This is a genomic window from Vibrio natriegens NBRC 15636 = ATCC 14048 = DSM 759 (genome assembly GCF_035621455.1).
GTDB lineage: Bacteria > Pseudomonadota > Gammaproteobacteria > Enterobacterales > Vibrionaceae > Vibrio > Vibrio natriegens.
In genome coordinates this window covers 1841670-1860857 of the sequence record NZ_CP141822.1, presented here as the reverse complement: position 1 = coordinate 1860857, position 19188 = coordinate 1841670, and the positions used below count along the sequence as shown (strand labels likewise).

General features: G+C 43.8%; 12 protein-coding genes. 4 read left to right on the top strand and 8 right to left on the bottom strand.

All coding sequences use genetic code 11. From position 1 onward, the window contains the following. Positions 1-65 precede the first annotated feature (65 nt). The 4 genes from iolD to VER99_RS08435 form a co-directional block, all read right to left on the bottom strand. Positions 66-1997, bottom strand: coding sequence for a 3D-(3,5/4)-trihydroxycyclohexane-1,2-dione acylhydrolase (decyclizing) (iolD, locus tag VER99_RS08450; protein ID WP_020334285.1), 1932 nt, complete (start codon positions 1995-1997; stop codon positions 66-68). A 568-nt stretch (positions 1998-2565) separates the two neighbouring features. Continuing rightward, a complete protein-coding gene (adhE, locus tag VER99_RS08445; protein WP_014232090.1) occupies positions 2566-5262 on the bottom strand; it encodes a bifunctional acetaldehyde-CoA/alcohol dehydrogenase in 2697 nt (898 codons plus the stop codon). Between the two features lie 449 nt (positions 5263-5711). Continuing rightward, positions 5712-7619: a bifunctional 5-dehydro-2-deoxygluconokinase/5-dehydro-2-deoxyphosphogluconate aldolase gene (locus VER99_RS08440; RefSeq protein ID WP_020336449.1), complete on the bottom strand. Its 1908-nt coding sequence runs from the start codon at positions 7617-7619 to the stop codon at positions 5712-5714. 339 nt (positions 7620-7958) lie between these two features. After that, positions 7959-8897, bottom strand: a complete 939-nt coding sequence (locus tag VER99_RS08435; RefSeq protein WP_020336448.1) for a sugar phosphate isomerase/epimerase family protein — start codon at positions 8895-8897, stop codon at positions 7959-7961. Positions 8898-9142: 245 nt separating this feature from the next. On the opposite strand from VER99_RS08435, the gene VER99_RS08430 reads away from it, so the two are divergent. After that, positions 9143-10159 carry a LacI family DNA-binding transcriptional regulator gene (locus tag VER99_RS08430; RefSeq protein WP_020336447.1) on the top strand — a complete coding sequence of 339 codons (1017 nt, stop codon included), beginning with the start codon at positions 9143-9145 and terminating at the stop codon, positions 10157-10159. A gap of 66 nt (positions 10160-10225) precedes the next feature. Here VER99_RS08430 and VER99_RS08425 read toward each other — a convergent pair whose 3' ends face one another. From VER99_RS08425 to VER99_RS08415, 3 genes are all read right to left on the bottom strand, one after another. Continuing rightward, complete coding sequence (locus VER99_RS08425; RefSeq protein ID WP_020336446.1) at positions 10226-11131, bottom strand: sugar phosphate isomerase/epimerase family protein; 906 nt, start codon at positions 11129-11131, stop codon at positions 10226-10228. 149 nt (positions 11132-11280) lie between these two features. Continuing rightward, positions 11281-12756 carry a sugar porter family MFS transporter gene (locus tag VER99_RS08420; protein WP_020336445.1) on the bottom strand — a complete coding sequence of 492 codons (1476 nt, stop codon included), beginning with the start codon at positions 12754-12756 and terminating at the stop codon, positions 11281-11283. Positions 12757-12913: 157 nt separating this feature from the next. After that, the gene (locus tag VER99_RS08415) at positions 12914-13936 is read right to left on the bottom strand and encodes a Gfo/Idh/MocA family protein (protein WP_020336444.1); all 1023 of its coding nucleotides are present in this window, start codon (positions 13934-13936) and stop codon (positions 12914-12916) included. Positions 13937-14752: 816 nt separating this feature from the next. On the opposite strand from VER99_RS08415, the gene iolB reads away from it, so the two are divergent. Both iolB and VER99_RS08405 read left to right on the top strand, forming a co-directional pair. After that, on the top strand, positions 14753-15577 hold the full coding sequence (gene iolB, locus VER99_RS08410) for a 5-deoxy-glucuronate isomerase (protein ID WP_014232083.1): 825 nt from the start codon (positions 14753-14755) through the stop codon (positions 15575-15577). A 178-nt stretch (positions 15578-15755) separates the two neighbouring features. Continuing rightward, a complete protein-coding gene (locus VER99_RS08405; RefSeq protein WP_020336443.1) occupies positions 15756-16211 on the top strand; it encodes a methylglyoxal synthase in 456 nt (151 codons plus the stop codon). Between the two features lie 139 nt (positions 16212-16350). Here the strand turns inward: VER99_RS08405 and VER99_RS08400 are convergent, their stop codons facing one another. Further along, positions 16351-17730: a GntP family permease gene (locus tag VER99_RS08400; RefSeq protein ID WP_024373073.1), complete on the bottom strand. Its 1380-nt coding sequence runs from the start codon at positions 17728-17730 to the stop codon at positions 16351-16353. A 280-nt stretch (positions 17731-18010) separates the two neighbouring features. On the opposite strand from VER99_RS08400, the gene VER99_RS08395 reads away from it, so the two are divergent. Further along, positions 18011-19180, top strand: coding sequence for an iron-containing alcohol dehydrogenase (locus tag VER99_RS08395; RefSeq protein WP_014232080.1), 1170 nt, complete (start codon positions 18011-18013; stop codon positions 19178-19180). Positions 19181-19188: the final 8 nt, after the last annotated feature.

Genomic DNA, 19188 nt, shown 5'->3' with positions numbered 1-19188 from the left:
GTATTTATCCTGAGCTCAGGGTGAGGAAGTGAGTGAGACTTTATTTACCCCGAGCTCTGGATCGTTTAGTACTGACGCGCTTTTTTCAATTTCTCTACGTTTTCCTGAGCTTTAGCTTCAATCTCTGGTTTCGCAGCGACTTGAGCCGTACCACAGCGCCACCATGACTCGTAGTCGTTTGTCATGGTTTTCGGTAGCACTTTTATATCAATCAGGGTTGATACCGTTTGCTGTTTAGCATCAGCCAATGCGGCGATGAGCTCTTCTTCTGTATGCACTCGGTAGGCTTTACAGCCGTAACTCTCAGCGTTTTTTGCAAAATCAACAGGCACTAATCCACCGCTCATCTTGCCTGTTTTCGGGTCTTTGAAACGGTTTTCGGTGCCGAAGCTGCCCATTTTATGGTTCATCTGCAAGTTATTGATACAGCCAAATGCCGCGTTATCAAACAAGAGTACGTTGATTTTCACGCCTTCCTGAATCGATGTTTGTAGCTCTGAATGCAGCATCATGTAGGAACCGTCACCGACCATGGTGTAAACCGGTTGCTCTGGATTCGCAATTTTTGCACCAATCGAGGCGGCCACTTCGTAGCCCATGCATGAATAGCCATACTCCATGTGGTAAGTGTCCGGACGTTTTGGTCGCCAAACACGCTGCAGATCGCCAGGAAGAGAGCCCGCTGCACCGACAATAATGGCATCAGGTTCAAGATGTTCATCTAGCAAGCCTAGTACGCAAGTTTGGGCTAAGTCGGTATTAAGTGCTTCACGGTACTCCGCCAACTCATCATCGAAGTGACCACCGATTTCCGGAACGAAACCTTCGCCTATTTGAACATTGAATAAGCGGGTTAGTTCTTTGTCCCAAGCTTGCTTAGCAGCTTTAATTTCGTCGCTGTAGCCACTCACATAGCCAAGTTGAGCTAACTTTTCACCGATTGCTTCGAGAGCGATATGGGCGTCAGCGACAACCGACGTTGCATCTAATTTGCTTGCATCAAACTCAGAGACGTTGATGGTTAAGAAATCCACATCTGGGTTCTGGAATAGTGATTTAGAGCATGTGGTGAAATCGGTAAAGCGAGTACCCACACCAATGACTAAGTCTGTGTCACGCGCAATTCGGTTAGCAGCAAGACAACCAGTGGTACCTACGCCACCTAAGTTGAGTTCGTGGTCGTGGACAATCGCACTCTTACCCGCTTGAGTTTCACCGAAAGGAATATTGTGTCGCTCAGCAAACTGACGGAATGCATCGTGTGCTTCTGAATAACGTACGCCACCACCACAAATAAGCATCGGCTTCTTCTTGCTCTTAATTAGGGCTACCGAGTCATCAATCATTGGGTTTGTTGCCGGACGACGTTCAATGCGGTGTACGCGTTTTTTGAAGAAGTACTCTGGGAAGTCGTAGGCCTCGCCCTGTACATCTTGTGGTAAACAAATCGTGACTGCGCCAGTGTCGGCAGGATCCGTCAATACACGCATCGCGTTAACCATTGCAGACATCAATTGCTCTGGGCGAGTAATGCGATCCCAGTAACGTGAAACGGGTTTGAAGCAGTCGTTGGTGCTGATTGATGCATCGTGATATTGCTCAACCTGTTGTAGAACTGGATCTGGCTGACGAGTCGCGTATGTATCTCCCGGTAGGAAAAGCACTGGGATGCGGTTCGCTGTTGCTGTCGCTGCTGCTGTTACCATGTTTGCTGCGCCAGGGCCGACAGAAGAGGTGACGGCATAGATCTTTTTGCGCTTGTTTTGTTTCGCGTAACCCATCGCGATATGAGCCATACCTTGTTCGTTACAGCCCTGGTATACCTCAAGTGAGCCTGCGTCTTCTTCTAGTGCTTGTCCCAGACCGACAACATTGCCATGACCAAAGATGGTAAAGATGCCATGAATAAACTTGTGTTCTATTCCATCGAACTCAACATACTGTTGATTCATAAACTTAACCAGCGCTTGTGCGGTTGTCATTTTAATCGTGTTCATAACCACTTTACTCCAGATAATTTAGTCGACAGCAGGTGAGACGAAACTTGTGACCTGATGCCTTGCTAGCATATTAAATCTAATGATTTAGATATTATGGAACATTTATTTCATTGCAATGTTTTTCTGAAATGTTGTTAGCTTTTGTGATCCTGATTAGATTGTGGCGTGTTGATTCACTAAAAACAAAATAATGGTGTGATGGATGATACTTTTTGCAAAATTGCGAAATTTTCATTTCATGAGATAAAAGAGGGTGAAAATTTACATTTGCCAACTTCTTGACGTTAGAGCGTGTGAAAAATCGATTTCCTAAGGCATTAATAAAGTCGATTGAAGCCGTTAAAAAGTTACATTAAAAGCGACGACAATAGTGTCATGTATCAAGGCATCGATTTTTAATGAGATAGGTAACGTATAGGCGTGGTGGACATTGAGAAGCAAGCGATGATGTACATTGATAAGAATGTTTGGTGGAGCTGTGACTTATCAGAGAGACCGCTTTGATGGAAAGTATGTAGCGTAAGATTAACGCCCCCTCAGACGTAGAGGAGGCGTGTTTTAGTGGTTATGCCAACGCAGCTTTGCTGGTTGCTTTTACGTTACGCTTTGCGGGTTTCTTTTCGGCCTCTTTATCGGTCACGCCGTTTTCTGTCTCTGACTCGGTATAAGCGCGTCCGTAGAAAGAGTCTTTGAGAATGTCTCTTAACTCACCAATGAGTGGGTAGCGAGGGTTGGCACCAGTACATTGGTCATCAAACGCCTCTATCGCTAGCTGTTCGACCTTATTCAGGAAGTCGGCTTCATTAATCCCAGCCGCCTGAATAGACATTGGGATGTCTAGGTTAGCTTTTAGCTCATCCATCCATGCTAGTAGACGTTCAATCTTCTGAGCAGTGCGGTCACCTGCTTGGCTTAGGCCTAGGTGGTCTGCAACTTCAGCGTAACGACGACGTGCTTGTGGACGGTCGTATTGAGAGAACGCAGTTTGCTTAGTTGGGTTATCGTTCGCGTTGTAACGTACAACGTTAGAGATAAGCAGTGCGTTAGCCAAACCGTGTGGTACGTGGAACTCAGCACCTAATTTGTGCGCCATTGAGTGACAAACACCTAGGAATGCGTTCGCAAACGCCACACCAGCGATAGTTGCTGCGTTGTGTACTTTCTCACGAGCGATTGGGTCGTTTGCACCGTTCGCGTAGCTAGATGGTAGGTACTCTTTTAGCATCTTAAGTGCTTGAAGAGCTTGGCCATCTGAGTATTCGTTCGCTAGAACAGATACGTAAGCTTCCAGAGCGTGAGTTACTGCATCGTAACCACCGAATGCGGTTAGCGACTTAGGCATGTTCATAACAAGGTTCGCATCAACGATAGCCATGTTAGGAGTTAGCTCGTAGTCCGCTAGTGGGTATTTAGCGCCAGTCTTGTCGTCAGTAACAACCGCAAATGGAGTAACTTCTGAACCCGTACCTGAAGTAGTTGTGATACAAACAAGCTCAGCTTTTTGACCCATTTTAGGGAACTTGTAGATACGTTTACGGATGTCCATAAAGCGCATTGCAAGCTCTTCGAAGTGCGTTTCTGGGTGCTCGTACATTACCCACATGATTTTCGCAGCATCCATTGGTGAACCACCGCCTAGAGCTAGGATCACGTCTGGTTGGTAGCTCGCCATTTGAGCGGCACCTTTTTCTACTACAGATAGCGTTGGGTCAGCTTCAACGTCGAAGAACGTTTGAACTTCCATGCCTTGTGCTTTCAGTAGTTTCACTACGTCATCTGCGTAACCGTTGTTGAATAGGAAACGGTCAGTTACCAGGAATGCGCGTTTCTTACCTTCTAGGTCGCCAAGTGCGATTGGAAGGCTACCGCGACGGAAGTAGATTGACTTAGGTAGTTTATGCCACAACATGTTTTCAGCTCGCTTCGCAACAGTTTTCTTGTTGATTAGGTGTTTAGGACCTACGTTCTCAGAGATAGAGTTACCACCCCATGAACCACAACCTAGCGTTAGAGAAGGAGCAACGTTGAAGTTGTACAAGTCACCGATACCACCGTGAGTAGTCGGGATGTTGATTAGGATACGAGCCGTCTTCATCTTGTCACCGAAGTAACGGATACGGTCTGCGTTAACGTCTTGGTTAGTGTACAGACCAGAAGTGTGGCCGATACCGCCGATTTCAACCATTGTTACCGCTTGAGCCACGGCGTCTTCGAAGTTGTCAGCACGGAACAGACCTAGTGTCGGAGACAGTTTTTCGTGAGCGAATGCGTCGTCGTAAGATACTTTACCTAGACCTTCACCAACAAGCACTTTAGTGTCCGCAGGCACTTTAACGCCAGCCATTTCAGCGATTGCTGCCGCTGGTTGACCAACGATTTTCGCGTTTAGTGCGCCGTCGATAAGCAGAACTTTACGAACTTTCTCTGCTTCTGCTTTGCTTAGTACGTAAGCTTTGTGCGTTGCGAAACGCTCTTTCACTTCGTCGTATACTTCGTCAACCACGATTGCAGCCTGCTCAGAAGCACACACTACGCCGTTATCGAATGTTTTAGACATTAGGATAGAAGCCACTGCACGTTTGATGTCAGCAGTTTCATCGATAACAACTGGAACGTTACCTGCACCTACACCGATTGCTGGCTTACCAGAAGAGTATGCTGCTTTAACCATGCCTGGACCACCAGTTGCAAGGATAAGTGCGATGTCATCGTGTTTCATTAGAGCGTTTGAAAGCTCAACTGAAGGTTGGTCAATCCAACCGATGATGTCTTTTGGTGCACCCGCTGCTACTGCTGCATCCAGAACAAGTTTCGCTGCATCGTTAGTAGAGTTTTTCGCACGTGGGTGTGGTGAGAAGATGATACCGTTACGAGTCTTCAGAGAGATAAGAGATTTGAAGATCGCAGTCGAAGTTGGGTTAGTGGTTGGTACGATACCGCAGATGATGCCTACAGGCTCAGCGATAGTCATCGTACCCAGGTTGTCATCCTCTTCCAGGATGCCACAAGTCTGTTCGTCTTTGTATTTGTTGTAGATAAACTCAGAAGCGAAGTGGTTCTTGATTACTTTATCTTCAACAATACCCATACCAGATTCTTCAACCGCTTGCTGCGCTAGAGGGATACGAGCTTGGTTAGCTGCAAGAGAAGCGGCACGGAAGATTTTGTCTACTTGCTCTTGAGAGTAAGTAGAGAACTCTTCTTGCGCTTTCTTAACGCGAGTGACGAGGGCATCTAGTTCTTTAATATTAGTGACTGGCATAGATTACTCCAATAATTTAAGGTTTCATTTCTAAAAATCATGTTACTGGCCCGAACTTAAACATTCAGACCTCGTTAATTCATTGTTTAATTCAGAAAATTAAATAATTAAAATAAGAAAGTTTCTGTTTGTTTAATTATTTTACCCATACGGAATTTGCCTTGTTTTCACAGAGGTTATGGGGTGATCAATATTCACGGTTTATAGGAAAACGAATGTCCAATTTTACTAAGCTTATGACGCCTTATCCTTTAAATGTGCTGAAGGGTAGGGTTTGCAGATTAAATATCATAATAACAATGGCTTAAGCTTGTAAAAGTTCAGGCGCGCCTCGTTCTGAGTAGTCTGAGTTTCACACCTGTTTTCCCATTTACTTGTTCAATTCTTTTTCGCTCTAGCTGTTTGGATAAGATGATGTGCAATATTAGGGCACATCATCTTCAGGAATATTATCCTCTATTCTTCCAAAGGTGGATTATTTCTAGGTAATTTGATTTTATTTTGTTTATAAACGCTTGGTCATTAATATTCCCAGACAACCATTCTTTAGATGGCTCGCCAAATATAGTTCGGCCAACCATAAAACCTTTAACTAAGTCGTGGCCAGTTGTTTGGTCAAAGCCTTTTTTAAGCTCTTCTACAGGCGCATCCAGACCGAGAATCACAACACCACGACAATATGGATCTTGTTCGATGATTAAGCTGTTCATCGTGTTCCATGAATCGCTTTCAAGCGCTGGTAATTTCCACCAATCTGGCTTAATGCCCAAAGAGTAGAAGCGGCTTACAGCTTCAATGTATAAGCGATCTTCTTTCACTACACCCTCAGGCAGGATGACTTCGAGTAGCAGTTCATGCCCAGACTTAAGACAGGCGTGGTACGCTTCCGCTATTTTATTCTCTTGCAGAGTGCGCATGCTTTCATCGTCTTCCGGGCTGTAGAACACCAGGCATTTCACCACATGCTCTAAAGGCCAGTCGATCAGTTGCGATCCAATGTTGCCGTGTTCGAACTCTATAGGGCGAGAGCCAGGCATTTCGATTGGACGACCGATCCACCAATTGTCACCCGTTACGTCATTAAGCACATCCTGACCGAAGGTGCTATCACAAAGGAGTCCTGATTGACCTTTTAAACCGGCTTCTCTACTTACCTGACGACTCGCTTCGAGAATGAGCTTTTTCAGCGCTGGAATTTTTCCAACATCTGCACCGACTTCTTTCGCCATATCGACCAATTGGCTGCGATGATCGAACGCTAATATACATAATTCGTCCCATGCCCCTGTTTTACGTGTCGTTACTCGGTGCAAGTGGTTAAGCTGAGGATCTAAATCAGGGCGCTTAACATCGTTAGCGCGAGTTAAATAGTTGTCTAACTCGACTTTGGTTGGCATTGCGGGAGCACAGCCATGACGAGATACCACCAGTGCGCCACAAGCGTTGGCATAAGTGCACGCTTTTTCCCATCCTTCACCGTTGAGGTAGCCGCGAAGAAGACCAGACATGAATGCGTCACCAGCGCCAAGCACGTTCAACACATCCACACGCACACCGTGTACAGTAATGCCTTCATCCAGAGTTTCTGGGATTGAATCCGTGTAGACAGAACAACCAAGAGCACCGCGTTTACAAACCAATTCTGCGCCAGAAACCTTACGTACGGCTTTGAGTGCTTCAACGGTATCTGTGGAGCCGCCACAAATATGGAACTCTTCTTCTGTTCCGACAATTACATCGAATAACCCCAAAACGTCTTGCAGTTCTTCGGTCACTTTATCTGATGCGATAAAACGGGTTTCGCCGTCGCCCAGTGAAGTTAGGCCCCACAGCACAGGACGATAATCAATATCAAGCGCGGTTTTAACTCCGTTACGGCGGGCATATTCAAGGGCAGTTAAAACAGCGTCGCGCGTTTTTGGGTTTGATAAGTGCGTACCAGTGATAGCGAGACAGCGCGCTGATGCGATGTACTCTTCTGTAAAGTCCTCTTTGCTGATTGCCATGTCAGCGCAGTTTTCACGGTAAAAGATCAGTGGAAATGTGTCTTCGTCTTTGATGCCTAAAATGACTAGGCCAGTAAGACGTTCTTTATCGGTAATAAGGTGGCTGGTGTCGCAACCCACTTTTTCCAGTTCTTCACGTAAGAAACGTCCCATATGTTCATCGCCAACGCGGGCAAGCATTGAAGATTTAAGGCCTTGAACGGCAGTTCCATAAGCAACGTTACCGGAAGACCCACCGAGATACTTGGCGAACGTGCCCATATCTTCTAAGCGAGAGCCGACTTGTTGGCCGTAAAGGTCAACAGCGATTCGTCCCATACAAATCAGGTCTAATTTCTTTTCAGTTTTCACTTTGAGCCTCTCACGGTATCGCGTTAACAAGCGAACTGCTTTAAATTTGTGGAATTTTTATTTCATTACTAATTTTAAGTGAAATTAAACTCCTATTGTGTGATGGGTGTTGAATTCACAAATTATATGATGAAATTTTTATTCCATATCGTACAAATTAGGTTGGAGTAGAGATTGGTTCACTACTTTCTGCCAGCTAGGGAAGGGGACCAAATGAGTGCTCGAAACCCTCTTACGCAAAAATGGAGCAACTCGTATGAGCTACTCCATTCGATGTAATTTCATTCAGCTTGTTTCTTGGGCTTCAAAGATAGATTAGCACCTAAACAAGAATAGCGATTACTGGCTGATTGTTGCTTTCAAAGCGTCGATAGAGGTTTCAACACCTGCATCCACTGTCATGGTCAGGTCTTCCATCTCTAGTGACACATCACCGTTGTAGCCCATCATATGACATACAGAGAAAAACTCTTTCCACCACTGAAGATCTTGACCACAACCTACTGCAACGTAGTTCCAGGTACGGTCTGCACTGTCTTCAACTGGACGTGGCTCTAGCAGGCCATCAATGTCAGCTAGACCACGTTCGATACGAGCATCTTTGCCGTGTACGTGGTAGATACAGCCTTTTAATGAGCGAGCAGCGGCAATCGGGTCCGCACCAAGAATGATCATGTGAGATGGGTCAAGGTTGATACCGATCATTGGATCAACGGCGTTACGCAGTTTAAGCAGCGTTGACGCACTCCAAACCATAGTGCCAGGAAACTCTTCGATCGCGATTTGTTCTACGCCGCACTGCTTGCAGTGATCGACATATTCAGACCAAAACTTGATGGTAACTTCCCATTGGTACTCGTAAGCTGGTGCCATGAAATCAGGCCAAGATACTGTCGATGTGATCCAGTTTGGTGTTCTGTCTTCAGGAGAACCAGCAGGCAAACCAGCCATAGCAACAATTTTCTTCACGCCAAGTTTACCAGCTAATGTTGCACACTCGTACATGCTCTTCGCGTATTGCTCGCCCGTTTCTGATGGCCAGAGCGGGTTACAAGATGTATTCAAAGCAGAAATACGCATACCACGTTTTTCTAGCTCAGCTTGGAACTCCTGAAGTTTGGTTTCATCGCCCAGAAGCTCTTGAGTGTTCACATGCTTACGCGCACCCCAGCCACCGGCTGTCATTTCTACAGCGTCAATACCCATTGACTTTACTTTATCTAACATGTCTGTAAATGAAAGATCTGCGTATACATCAGTACAAATTGCTAGTTGCATAGTATTAACCTCGATATTCTAAATTGTTCACTTTTGATTCAAAAACTGGATAAATCTCTTAGCACCTTTTTGCAACCGGGTGCAAAGTTGGTTAGTTTCGCATTTGTTGACCAAAAAGATTGATCAACGGTGCGATTAATGACACTTTGTATTATTTCGTGATTTTATATAGTCACAGAGTCATGATTATTTTAAAATCAATTTAAATCCTATAAAAATAAACTGTCAATATAATTGTTGAGCCAATGAAAGAAAATAAAGACAAAGTCACAAAAAATATCACTGCTCGTGATGTGGCAAAACTTGCAGGTGTATCAAAATGGACTGTTTCCCGAGCATTTACTCAGGGTTCTTCAATTTCTGAGTCTAGTTTAAATAAAGTGCTAAAAGCCGCTGAAGAACTTGGCTATAAGCCTAACTTACTTGCAAGAAGCCTAGCAAAAAATAAAACTAACATGGTCGCTATACTTATTTCAGAGTTAGGATCTCCAGTTGTATTGACTGTTTTTGATGAACTTACATCAAAACTACAAAATAAAGGGTTAATTCCAATAGTTCTCAATATTCATTCTAAAAAAGACTATAAGAATGCCCTTACGTTAGCAGGTCAGTTGCAAGTCGACGGCATCATATTTCTTGGTACTGACTTACCTCAAGAAATCGTTGAAAAAAACATTGAGCATATTCCTCTCATTTCTCTGTATCGTCATTGTGATACGCCAAACGTTCACTCTGTCAGTACTGATGGCATAACGGCGGGTCAGCAAGTTGCCAATCTTTTCATCCAATTAGGTTATAAAAGAATGGCTTACATGTCAGGCCCGGAACAAAAGTCAACAGGGCTGCTACGCTTTCAAGGTTTTAACAGTCGACTTTCTGAGTGTGATATACCACTCGAGCACAGATTTAATATCAAACACTATGCCAGAGACCTCGCATTTAATTGCCTTTCTGACTACATAAAAACAACCGATGTTAATCAGAGAGTTGACGCTATTTTTTGTGAGAATGATATTTTAGCCATAGGTGCTTTGGATGCATTACATCACCACAAAATTGATAACACTATTGCTATTGTAGGATTTGACGATATAGATCTAGCGTCATCCCCTAAATATAGCCTCACGACATTCAGGCAGGAACTTATACCTTTGGTTAGTAAATCTGTTGAACTACTTAATTCTGATATTAATAGTAACAACAAAATACTTATGCCTGGAACGCTAATAACACGTCAATCACATTTAATAAATCGACAATAATAATGTTTTAATGGTACGGGACAGATAATATTGCCCCGTACCTGGATAATAGTTATAACTATTATATTATCGAAGTAAGAATTCTCTTTCTAAACGCTCTCTTGCCGCTGGTGCTTGCACGTCCATCTTTTCTGGGAATCCAAAATAAGAGACACAAGCAATTGAATCACCACCGACTGCGAATTTCTTATTCGCAAAATCCATATCTCTTAGTGTTGAGAACATAGTATCGAAATCTACATCGCCTTCACCCATCGCTAAGTGCTGGTGGATTGCCACATCACTGCGACCTTGATTGTTCAACCAAGGTGGGTTGGCGATATAACGACAATCCAATGTTTGGTTGAAGGTATCAGCGAACAATACATGAGAAAGATCGTCACCTGCATACTCTAGCATTGAGCGAACGTCACCTTTGCCTTGATCATAGAAGAAACCGTGAGGCGCAGAGTATACGTACTTTAGATTGTCTGAACGGTAGGACTTAACCAGGTCACACGTTTCATTATTCAGTTCACAGAAATCCCATGGATGCGATTGCACTTCGACACGAATGCCTTCTCTTTCAAATAGAGGTAGTAATTCATCCATAGAGCGGAACCACATTCCGTTACAGATTTCTTGTTGGTTTGGATCGCCCGAAAGTTCTGTGTTGATTACTTCTACACCCATGTTAACGGCGATTTCTACGATTTTTTTCCAGTTTGCTACTGCATGTTTACGTTGTTCTTCAGTTGGGCCTGACCAACGATAAACAACGATAAAAGAAGAGAGTTCAACGCCAGCCTGACGTAGGGCAGTTTTGTATTCTCTTTCACACTCACGAGAAAATAGTGGGTGCTTGTAGAACGGGTTGATACGTGGATGAGGCGATTGCTCGATATACTTGTAACCCCAATCTGCAACTTTGTGCACCATATCCGGGATACTCATTTGTTTTGCTAGTACATCAACGTCGAATGCGATTTTCATAAAAACCTCCAAATAAAGTGTATATCAATCAACCTATTATTGATTTCACGTGTAATTATTAAGTCGTTATTAGTTAGACTGGCAATTTGTCTCTCATCGATACATTCCTAAGTATGAGCGACAAATTGCCAGTGGGTTTATTGGACCTATTAAGCAGGTACGTCTACTTTTTTGGTCTGTTGGCCGTTCCAGTTAGTCATAACATGCTCTTCCATTCTTTCTAGTGCTACACCATTGGTTTCTGGTAGGTAGCGATTTACGAAGAAATAAGAAACAATCATGAAGAACGCAAATACCCACATAGGGAATGCGCCACGGAACATCTCATTGAGAAGCGGGCTGTCATTCATTACCGGGAATATTAGACCGATCAGGAAGTTAGTTACCCAAAGGCCACCGATAGCAAATGACATACCTAAACCACGGTAGCGGTTAGGGAAGATTTCAGATACGACAATCCATGCACCTAAGCTCCATGAGAACGCAAAGCAAATCATGAATACCATCATGCCAAACAGTGTCCAGTAACCCATTTGGATAGCGGCTTCACCTTGCAAACCTGCAGATTGGTAAATGAAGTAAGACGTCAACAGAAGGCCGAACGTGGCACCCAATGAACCAATTTTTAGCAGTGGTTTGCGACCAACTTTGTCCATGAGCAGAGAACCGATTAAGGTACCCACTAGCTGAATCACACCGACCCAAATAGTCAAGAAGAGCGCGACCTGGCTGTTACCTGTTACTTTTTCAAGTACAACTGGTGCGAAGTACATCATTACGTTTACACCACTTGCCTGTTGGAAGATAACAATCATGGTTGCGATGAAAACGAAAACCCAAAAGCGGCGTTGTTTGTGAACTTGAAGCTTTTCAACTTGCGCTTTGTTTTCTGCTTCTTCGTGGATAGAGTTATGAATCGCGTTAATAACCGTAGGCGCATAAGCAGGGTTGAAGATTTTACCAGTGACTTCAAGCGCTTCTTTTTCGCGTCCTACCAGCACTAACCAACGAGGCGACTCAGGGATGAAGAATGATGCAAGAACAAACAACGCACATGGGATAGCTTCAGAACCAATCATGATACGCCAGCCTACATCAACCAGCCATTCGTGAGTCATACCTTGAGCAATTAAGAAGTTAACAACGAAGATAACCACTTGACCGAATACGATGGCAAAGTTTTGCGAACTTAACGCACGACCACGGATTTTCTTCGGTGAGACTTCTGACATGTACATCGGTGATACCGAAGACGCAATACCAACCGCTAATCCGCCAATCATGCGATAAACGATAAACCAGAAGAACGTGTCAACAAGGGCTGCACCAATCGCTGAAATAGTAAATAAAATGGCGGATAAAATGAGGGCCTTTTTACGGCCGTATTTATCAGCGACCTTACCGGATAAGAACGCACCGATAATACAACCAATGGCAACGTTTGATACAGCCCAACCGACGCCGATAGAACTTAGTTCAAAGTAGGTCGCAATTGGGGTAATTGCTCCTGAGATTACTGCGGTGTCATAACCTAGTAGCAGGCCACCAAGCGCTGCAACAGCACAGATGACGAGGATATAACGTAAATTATAACTTGTATCTACAGTTTGATTATTAGTGGACATGAATCCTCCTAAATGAATTTTATTTTTCTGTGTAGGGCAACAGAACTGCTTTGTTGCAACCGGGTGCAAATCCCTGCACCCGTATACACTGTAGGTATTACTCGATATAAATTGTTTAGATTTTGAATTTGTAACCTAATGATTTATAAATCATTGATTAGTTGTAGAATTCAGGTTTTTCTGGAAGTTCGATTTTCTCAATGCCACCAGAGTATTTTGCTTTCACACAAGCATCGATCGTTACTGATACGCAGTAGCCGTCCCATGACGTTGGGCCTGTTAATTGGCCAGCACGAGCGCCATCAATCCATTCTTGGAATTCAACGTCGAAGGCGTCAAAGAAGCGGTCTTTCCAATCTACAAAAATTTCTTGTTGTAGTGACGCGTTGGTACGAATCACAGTTGTCGCAGGATCAGGAAGGGCAGCAACACCTTTCTCACCGGTAATCTGACATTGAATATCGTAGCCATACTGACAGAATACGAAGCTCTGAACCGAGATATGAACACCAGATTTAGTACTTAGAATCATGATGTGTGGATCTTGTAACTCTGGCTCAGAAGAGATTTGAGTTTTACGAGGAAGAATAACCTGTGCTGTCGCGTAGTCTTCATCCAATAGCCAGCGAAGAACGTCTGCTTCATGAACGAATGAGTCAGTAATCGCCATGTCACCGCTAAACCCTGGTGCTTCTGGTGCATGGTGCCAGGCATTTAGCGTTAATGGCTCACCAATGATCTTTTGATCAAGTACGGATTTGAGCTGGCGGTATGATTTGTCGTAACGACGCATGAAGCCAACCTGAACAAGGCGCTTACCGCAAGCCATTTCAGCATCAATGATACGGCGACAGCCTTCTTCCGTTACTGCTAATGGCTTTTCACACATTACGTATTTACCAGCTTCGATTGCTGCTAGTACGAACTCTTCGTGCGTTGGGCCCCAAGATGCGACAACGATTGCATCGACCATATCGGAATTGATTAGGTCAACACCATTATCAAAAACTTCCGCTTCAATATTTTCTTGAGTCAGCCATGAGCGTACTTGGTCATTATTCACGTCAAATACCGCGGTCACATGAGCACCCGTGAGATAGTTCACACGTTTGATGTGCTCTTTACCGATAGCACCAACACCAATTACACCTACTTTTAGATCAGTAATGTTTAAAGACATGATATTCATCCTTAATTATGTTTTTGTGCGGATAGTGATTTTTTTGTTTCACCATTCAGACTTTGATTATTGAATTAGTAAGTAACTTACTCATTTACCGATAATCTGGAGGCTAATATAGCATTCGCGTTGCCAAGCAAATGTGAAGTAGAACTTAAAATGGAATATTTGTTTTGTTTTTTATTTAAAGTGAATGTTCTATTTCATTAAATCGCTGACTTAAAAGTAGAGCGTATAGCTAGATATAACGGTGTCTTCCGCACCTAAACAGAGTAATGGGGTAAGGGTATTCTCTTCAATAAACCGCTTGTTCAAAATGTGATCTTAAGCTGAAAGGAGAGTAAGAAAATTCTGATTGTGTGGCCTCGCAAATAGTCACTCAGTTGCGCAATAAGGCTTGTTTTCTGGACATGACGGGTTTTCACAGTGAATTGATAGCAGCGAGAATATTGCTATTGATTCTAAATACAGCGTATATGGGACGCTATTTATCTATACCTACCCATGGTTGGCCTACATTATACAGGTACGATGGTTCAGACGACGACCAGAAGCTAAGTGTTATCAGTCACCTGGTTGCCTTCAAGTTATCTTTCGATGTGAAAATTTCATTTCATAAAATGTGTTAATAGAGGCTGGGCATCATTTTGTGATCTATGTTCAGTTGTGAAGGGAAAAATCTTAAAGAAGACTCTACATAAGGGTATTAGCCGATCTTTATCATTGTTTTTGAAATCTTCATTTCATATTATGGGTAAAATTGAAATGTAAAGCCCATTTGGGAAGTGCACATTAATACGCATAAGGAACAGTTGAATGTCTAATCTACTATCGAAATATCAAGCGTCTCCATCTGACGGTTGTACTCAAAACATTACCCCAGAAAATGCTGATTGGGGATATGTTGGATTTAAAGCTTATGAGTTAAAAGCAGGTGAAAGCCTTTCTCTGCCAGCTTCAGAAGTAGAGACTTGCCTGGTATTGGTTGCTGGTAAGGCAACTGTGGTGACGGATTCGGCAACATACGAGAATATTGGTGATCGCATGTGTCCATTCGAGCGCAAAAAACCTTATGCAGTTTATGTGACACCAAGTGATAACTGTGAAGTGAAGGCATTGACAGATATTGAGCTGGCAGTATGTACCTCGCCAAGTAAAGGCACTTATCCTACTCGATTGATTGCACCAGAAAATATCGATGCTGAAGCGAGAGGCGTTGGTAACAACAAACGCTATGTTCACAACATTCTTCCTGACTATGCCGAAGCAGACACATTGCTGGTTGTGGAGGTTTACACTGATGAAGGCTGCACAAGTTCCTTCCCGAGCCACAAACACGACACGGCAAACGAGCCAAATGAGACTTATCTTGAAGAGACGTATTATCACCGACTAAACCCAGAGCAAGGGTTTGTTCTACAACGTGTTTATACCGATGACCGCTCATTAGACGAGTGTATGGCTGCTTATAACAAAGATGTAGTGAAGGCACCGAAAGGGTATCACCCTGTTGCGACGATTGCGGGATACGATAGCTATTACCTCAATGTTATGGCCGGCCCTTCACGTAAGTGGTTATTTACTTGGGAAGAAGACCATAACTGGGTTAATGGCCCAGAGTATGCGGCAAAACATGATTAATCTGCGATAGAGCAGGGCGATTTTGTCTCGGCTCCAACTGAATCACGCAGAATAAGTTCGCTCCAGAAGCCATGATTTTCATGGCTTCTTTGCTCTTATCAATAATGAAAATACCCACCAACGATGGCTGAGTGAACACCTGCTCAGTACTCCCTTTTACTTTTAGAAGAAGACTGTTATGAATACGACAACTCGAATCATACCTGCGAGTAAACATATCGCGTTAGTTGCGCATGATAACTGTAAGGCTCAACTCCTGAAGTGGGTTGGCGCAAAACAAGAGCAACTGAAACCTCACACACTTTATGCCACTGGTACTACGGGGCATATGATCCAGAAGAATACCGACTTAACCGTTATTAGCATGATTAGCGGTCCAATGGGTGGCGATCAGCAAATTGGAAGCCTCATATCTCAAGGGAGTCTGGATATGCTGATCTTCTTTTGGGACCCGCTAAACTCGGTGCCACATGACCCTGATGTTAAGGCGTTACTTCGTATTGCCAGTGTGTGGAATATTCCTGTTGCCACAAATCAAGCGACGGCGGATTTTTTGTTTGCATCTGAGTGTATGTCGGGAGAGGTGGAAATCGAAATTCCTGATTATGAAAAATATTTGAGTAACCGGACCTAGCCTTTTCCTCAGATTCTGAATAAGAACATCGTTTATAGGAAATGAATGAAATGGAAACAAAAAAGCAGAGTAAGAATACTCTGCTTTTAGGTATATGAAGGACTCAAGAATTCTATCGATACTGATAGTTAGAGTCGATTTACACCACGCCCATGGACGCGAAAATTAAAACAACACCAGTCGCAACGACAGGAATCGCCAGCGTACAGACAAAAATATCTTTGTACGAATCGCGGTGAGTCATGCCACAAATCCCAAGCAGTGTAATCACCGCGCCATTATGAGGGAGTGAATCTAATCCGCCGCAAGCTATCGCTGCAATACGGTGTAAAGACTCAAGACTAATCCCTAACTCCAGAGCTTTTTGAATATAAACCTGGCCAAGTGCATCCAACGCTATACTCAGGCCTCCTGAGGCTGACCCTGTAATACCTGCAAGTAAACTGGTCGACATCGCAAAGGATAAAAGTGGGGTTCCTGGTATCGAAAGTATCCCTTCTTTGACTAATTCAAAGGAGGAGAGCGATTTGATCACGTTACCAAACCCGACAGCGGCGGCGGTATTCATGATCGGCATGATGGAGCTTTCACCGCCTTCGTTAAGAGAAAAGCGTATGTCCTTCATGTATTTCTTAAACAATAAGAGTGCGACGATAATGGCGGTGGTTAGCGCGATGATAAGGCTCCACATGCCATTGACTTTTTGCAGCGTAGTATCGTAGTTGGCTAGGTAACTGGTATCGACACTTGGGAAATAGAAAGTCACGATCAGAAAGTTTAAAACCAGCACGATAACGATCGGGATAAAGGCAATGGTCGCTGAAGGAATGTTGTTATTCTCTTCGCTATCGTCACTTTCCGACTCATCGTGAATGCCATAACCTTCTCCGTTTGTTCGAGCAATAGCTTCACGGCGTTTAAGCCAAAGCATGCCCAAGCCAAACATGGCACCGGCACCAACTAATCCAAGCGCTGGCGCTGCGTATGCCGTGGTACCGAAAAAAGGCATCGCGATGGTATTTTGGATTTGTGGTGACCCTGGTAAAGCGGTCATGGTAAATGTGAAGGAGCCTAGCGCAATCGTCCCTGGAATCAGACGTTTAGGCACATTGCTGTCTTTAAATATTTGAGCGGCAATAGGGTAGACTGCAAATACCACCACAAACATCGATACACCGCCGTAGGTCAACACCGATACGGCGAGCACCACGGCTAAGATCGCATTATTGCTCCCAACCTTATTCACAATGACTTTAGCGATTGACTTTGCTGCGCCAGAATCATCCATCACTTTGCCAAAAATCGCACCAAGCAAGAAGGCGGGAAAATAGAGTTTTACATAGTTTGCCGCGCTTAACATGAAGACTTCTGTATAACTGGCCATCATGTACGTTCCGGCAGAAAACAGAGCAGCAACTAATGCTAAAATAGGTGCTAACCAAATGACTGACATGCCTCGGTACGCGAGGTACATCAACAAAACTAACGACAGCAATATGCCCAATATTCCAACGTCCACGGTAATCTCCAATATGTAATCAAATGTTATTTCCAAAATATGTATAAATTGAAACATTCATTTTATTTTAAATAAAGTGAAAGATTGAGTTCATGTAGGTAAATCATCCGATATATTGATCAAAGACAGTAAAACACTAGATAAGGCGTATTTGGACTGTTCATTCTTCACATAAAATGAAAAATTCATTTCAATAAGTTTGTTTCGAATGGTACGTTTAAGAGCAAGTATTTCATCTACTCTTAGAATTCACGACCAATGTAATGATTAAGGAAATAGAATGAGCGCAAGAATCGTATTACCAAGGATTATGCATGTAGGCAAAGGGGCATCACTTCAGGCTGCGGATGTAATGGCAAGCGTAGGTGCATCTCGACCGTTAATTGTCACCGATAAGATGATGGTTCAACTAGGTTATGTAGCAAAAGTTCAAGAGGCGCTAATTGCCCAGGGCATCGAGGCTTCCGTATTTTCTGATACGATTCCAGAGCCGACAGTAAGCTCAATCGAGGCAGGTGTACAAATGGTGCGTGAAGGAGGATTTGACTCCATTATTGCTATTGGTGGAGGAAGTCCAATCGACAGTGCCAAAGCCATCTCAATTGTTGGTAAATTTGGTGGGCAAGTAAGAGATTACAAATTCCCTCGCGATGTTAGCGAAGCAGGGCTTCCGATCATTGCTATTCCTACTACTGCCGGAACCGGCTCTGAGGTCACGCGCTTCACGGTGATTACAGACGATCTACATGACGAAAAAATGTTGTGCTCTGGCCTTGGATTTATGCCTATTGCTGCGCTGGTGGACTACGAACTAACTATGTCACTTCCTCCACGCGTCACTGCTGACTGTGGCCTGGATGCGCTGACTCATGCTATTGAAGCGTATGTTAGTCAAAAAGCGAACCAATTCTCAGATACTCAAGCTCTGATCGCGATGGAAAAAATTGGTAAGAGTATTCGTCAGGCTTATCACAATCCAAAAGATGAGGCCGCTCGCTCTGATATGATGTTTGGTGCGACGTTGGCTGGAGTGGCATTCTCTAATGCATCAGTGGCATTAGTGCATGGCATGAGCCGACCGATTGGAGCGTTTTTCCATGTTCCTCATGGCTTATCAAACGCAATGTTGCTACCTGCTATCACCGAGTTTTCCATTCCAAGCGCTGAACAACGTTACGCAGAGTGCGCTCGCGCTATTGGTGTTGCTTCTATGTCTGACACCAATGCAATTGCATGTAAGAAGTTAGTCAATGAACTGCGTGCACTAAATACAGAGCTATCCGTTCCTACGCCGTCTCAATATGGTATTGATAAAGAGCGTTTCTTTGAGCTTCTATCAACCATGGCGCAACAAGCACTGGATTCTGGGTCACCAGGTAATAACCCTCGCGTTCCTTCTTTAGAAGAAACCATCGAGCTTTACAAAACGGTTTGGAATGAAGGCGAATAGAATAGTCC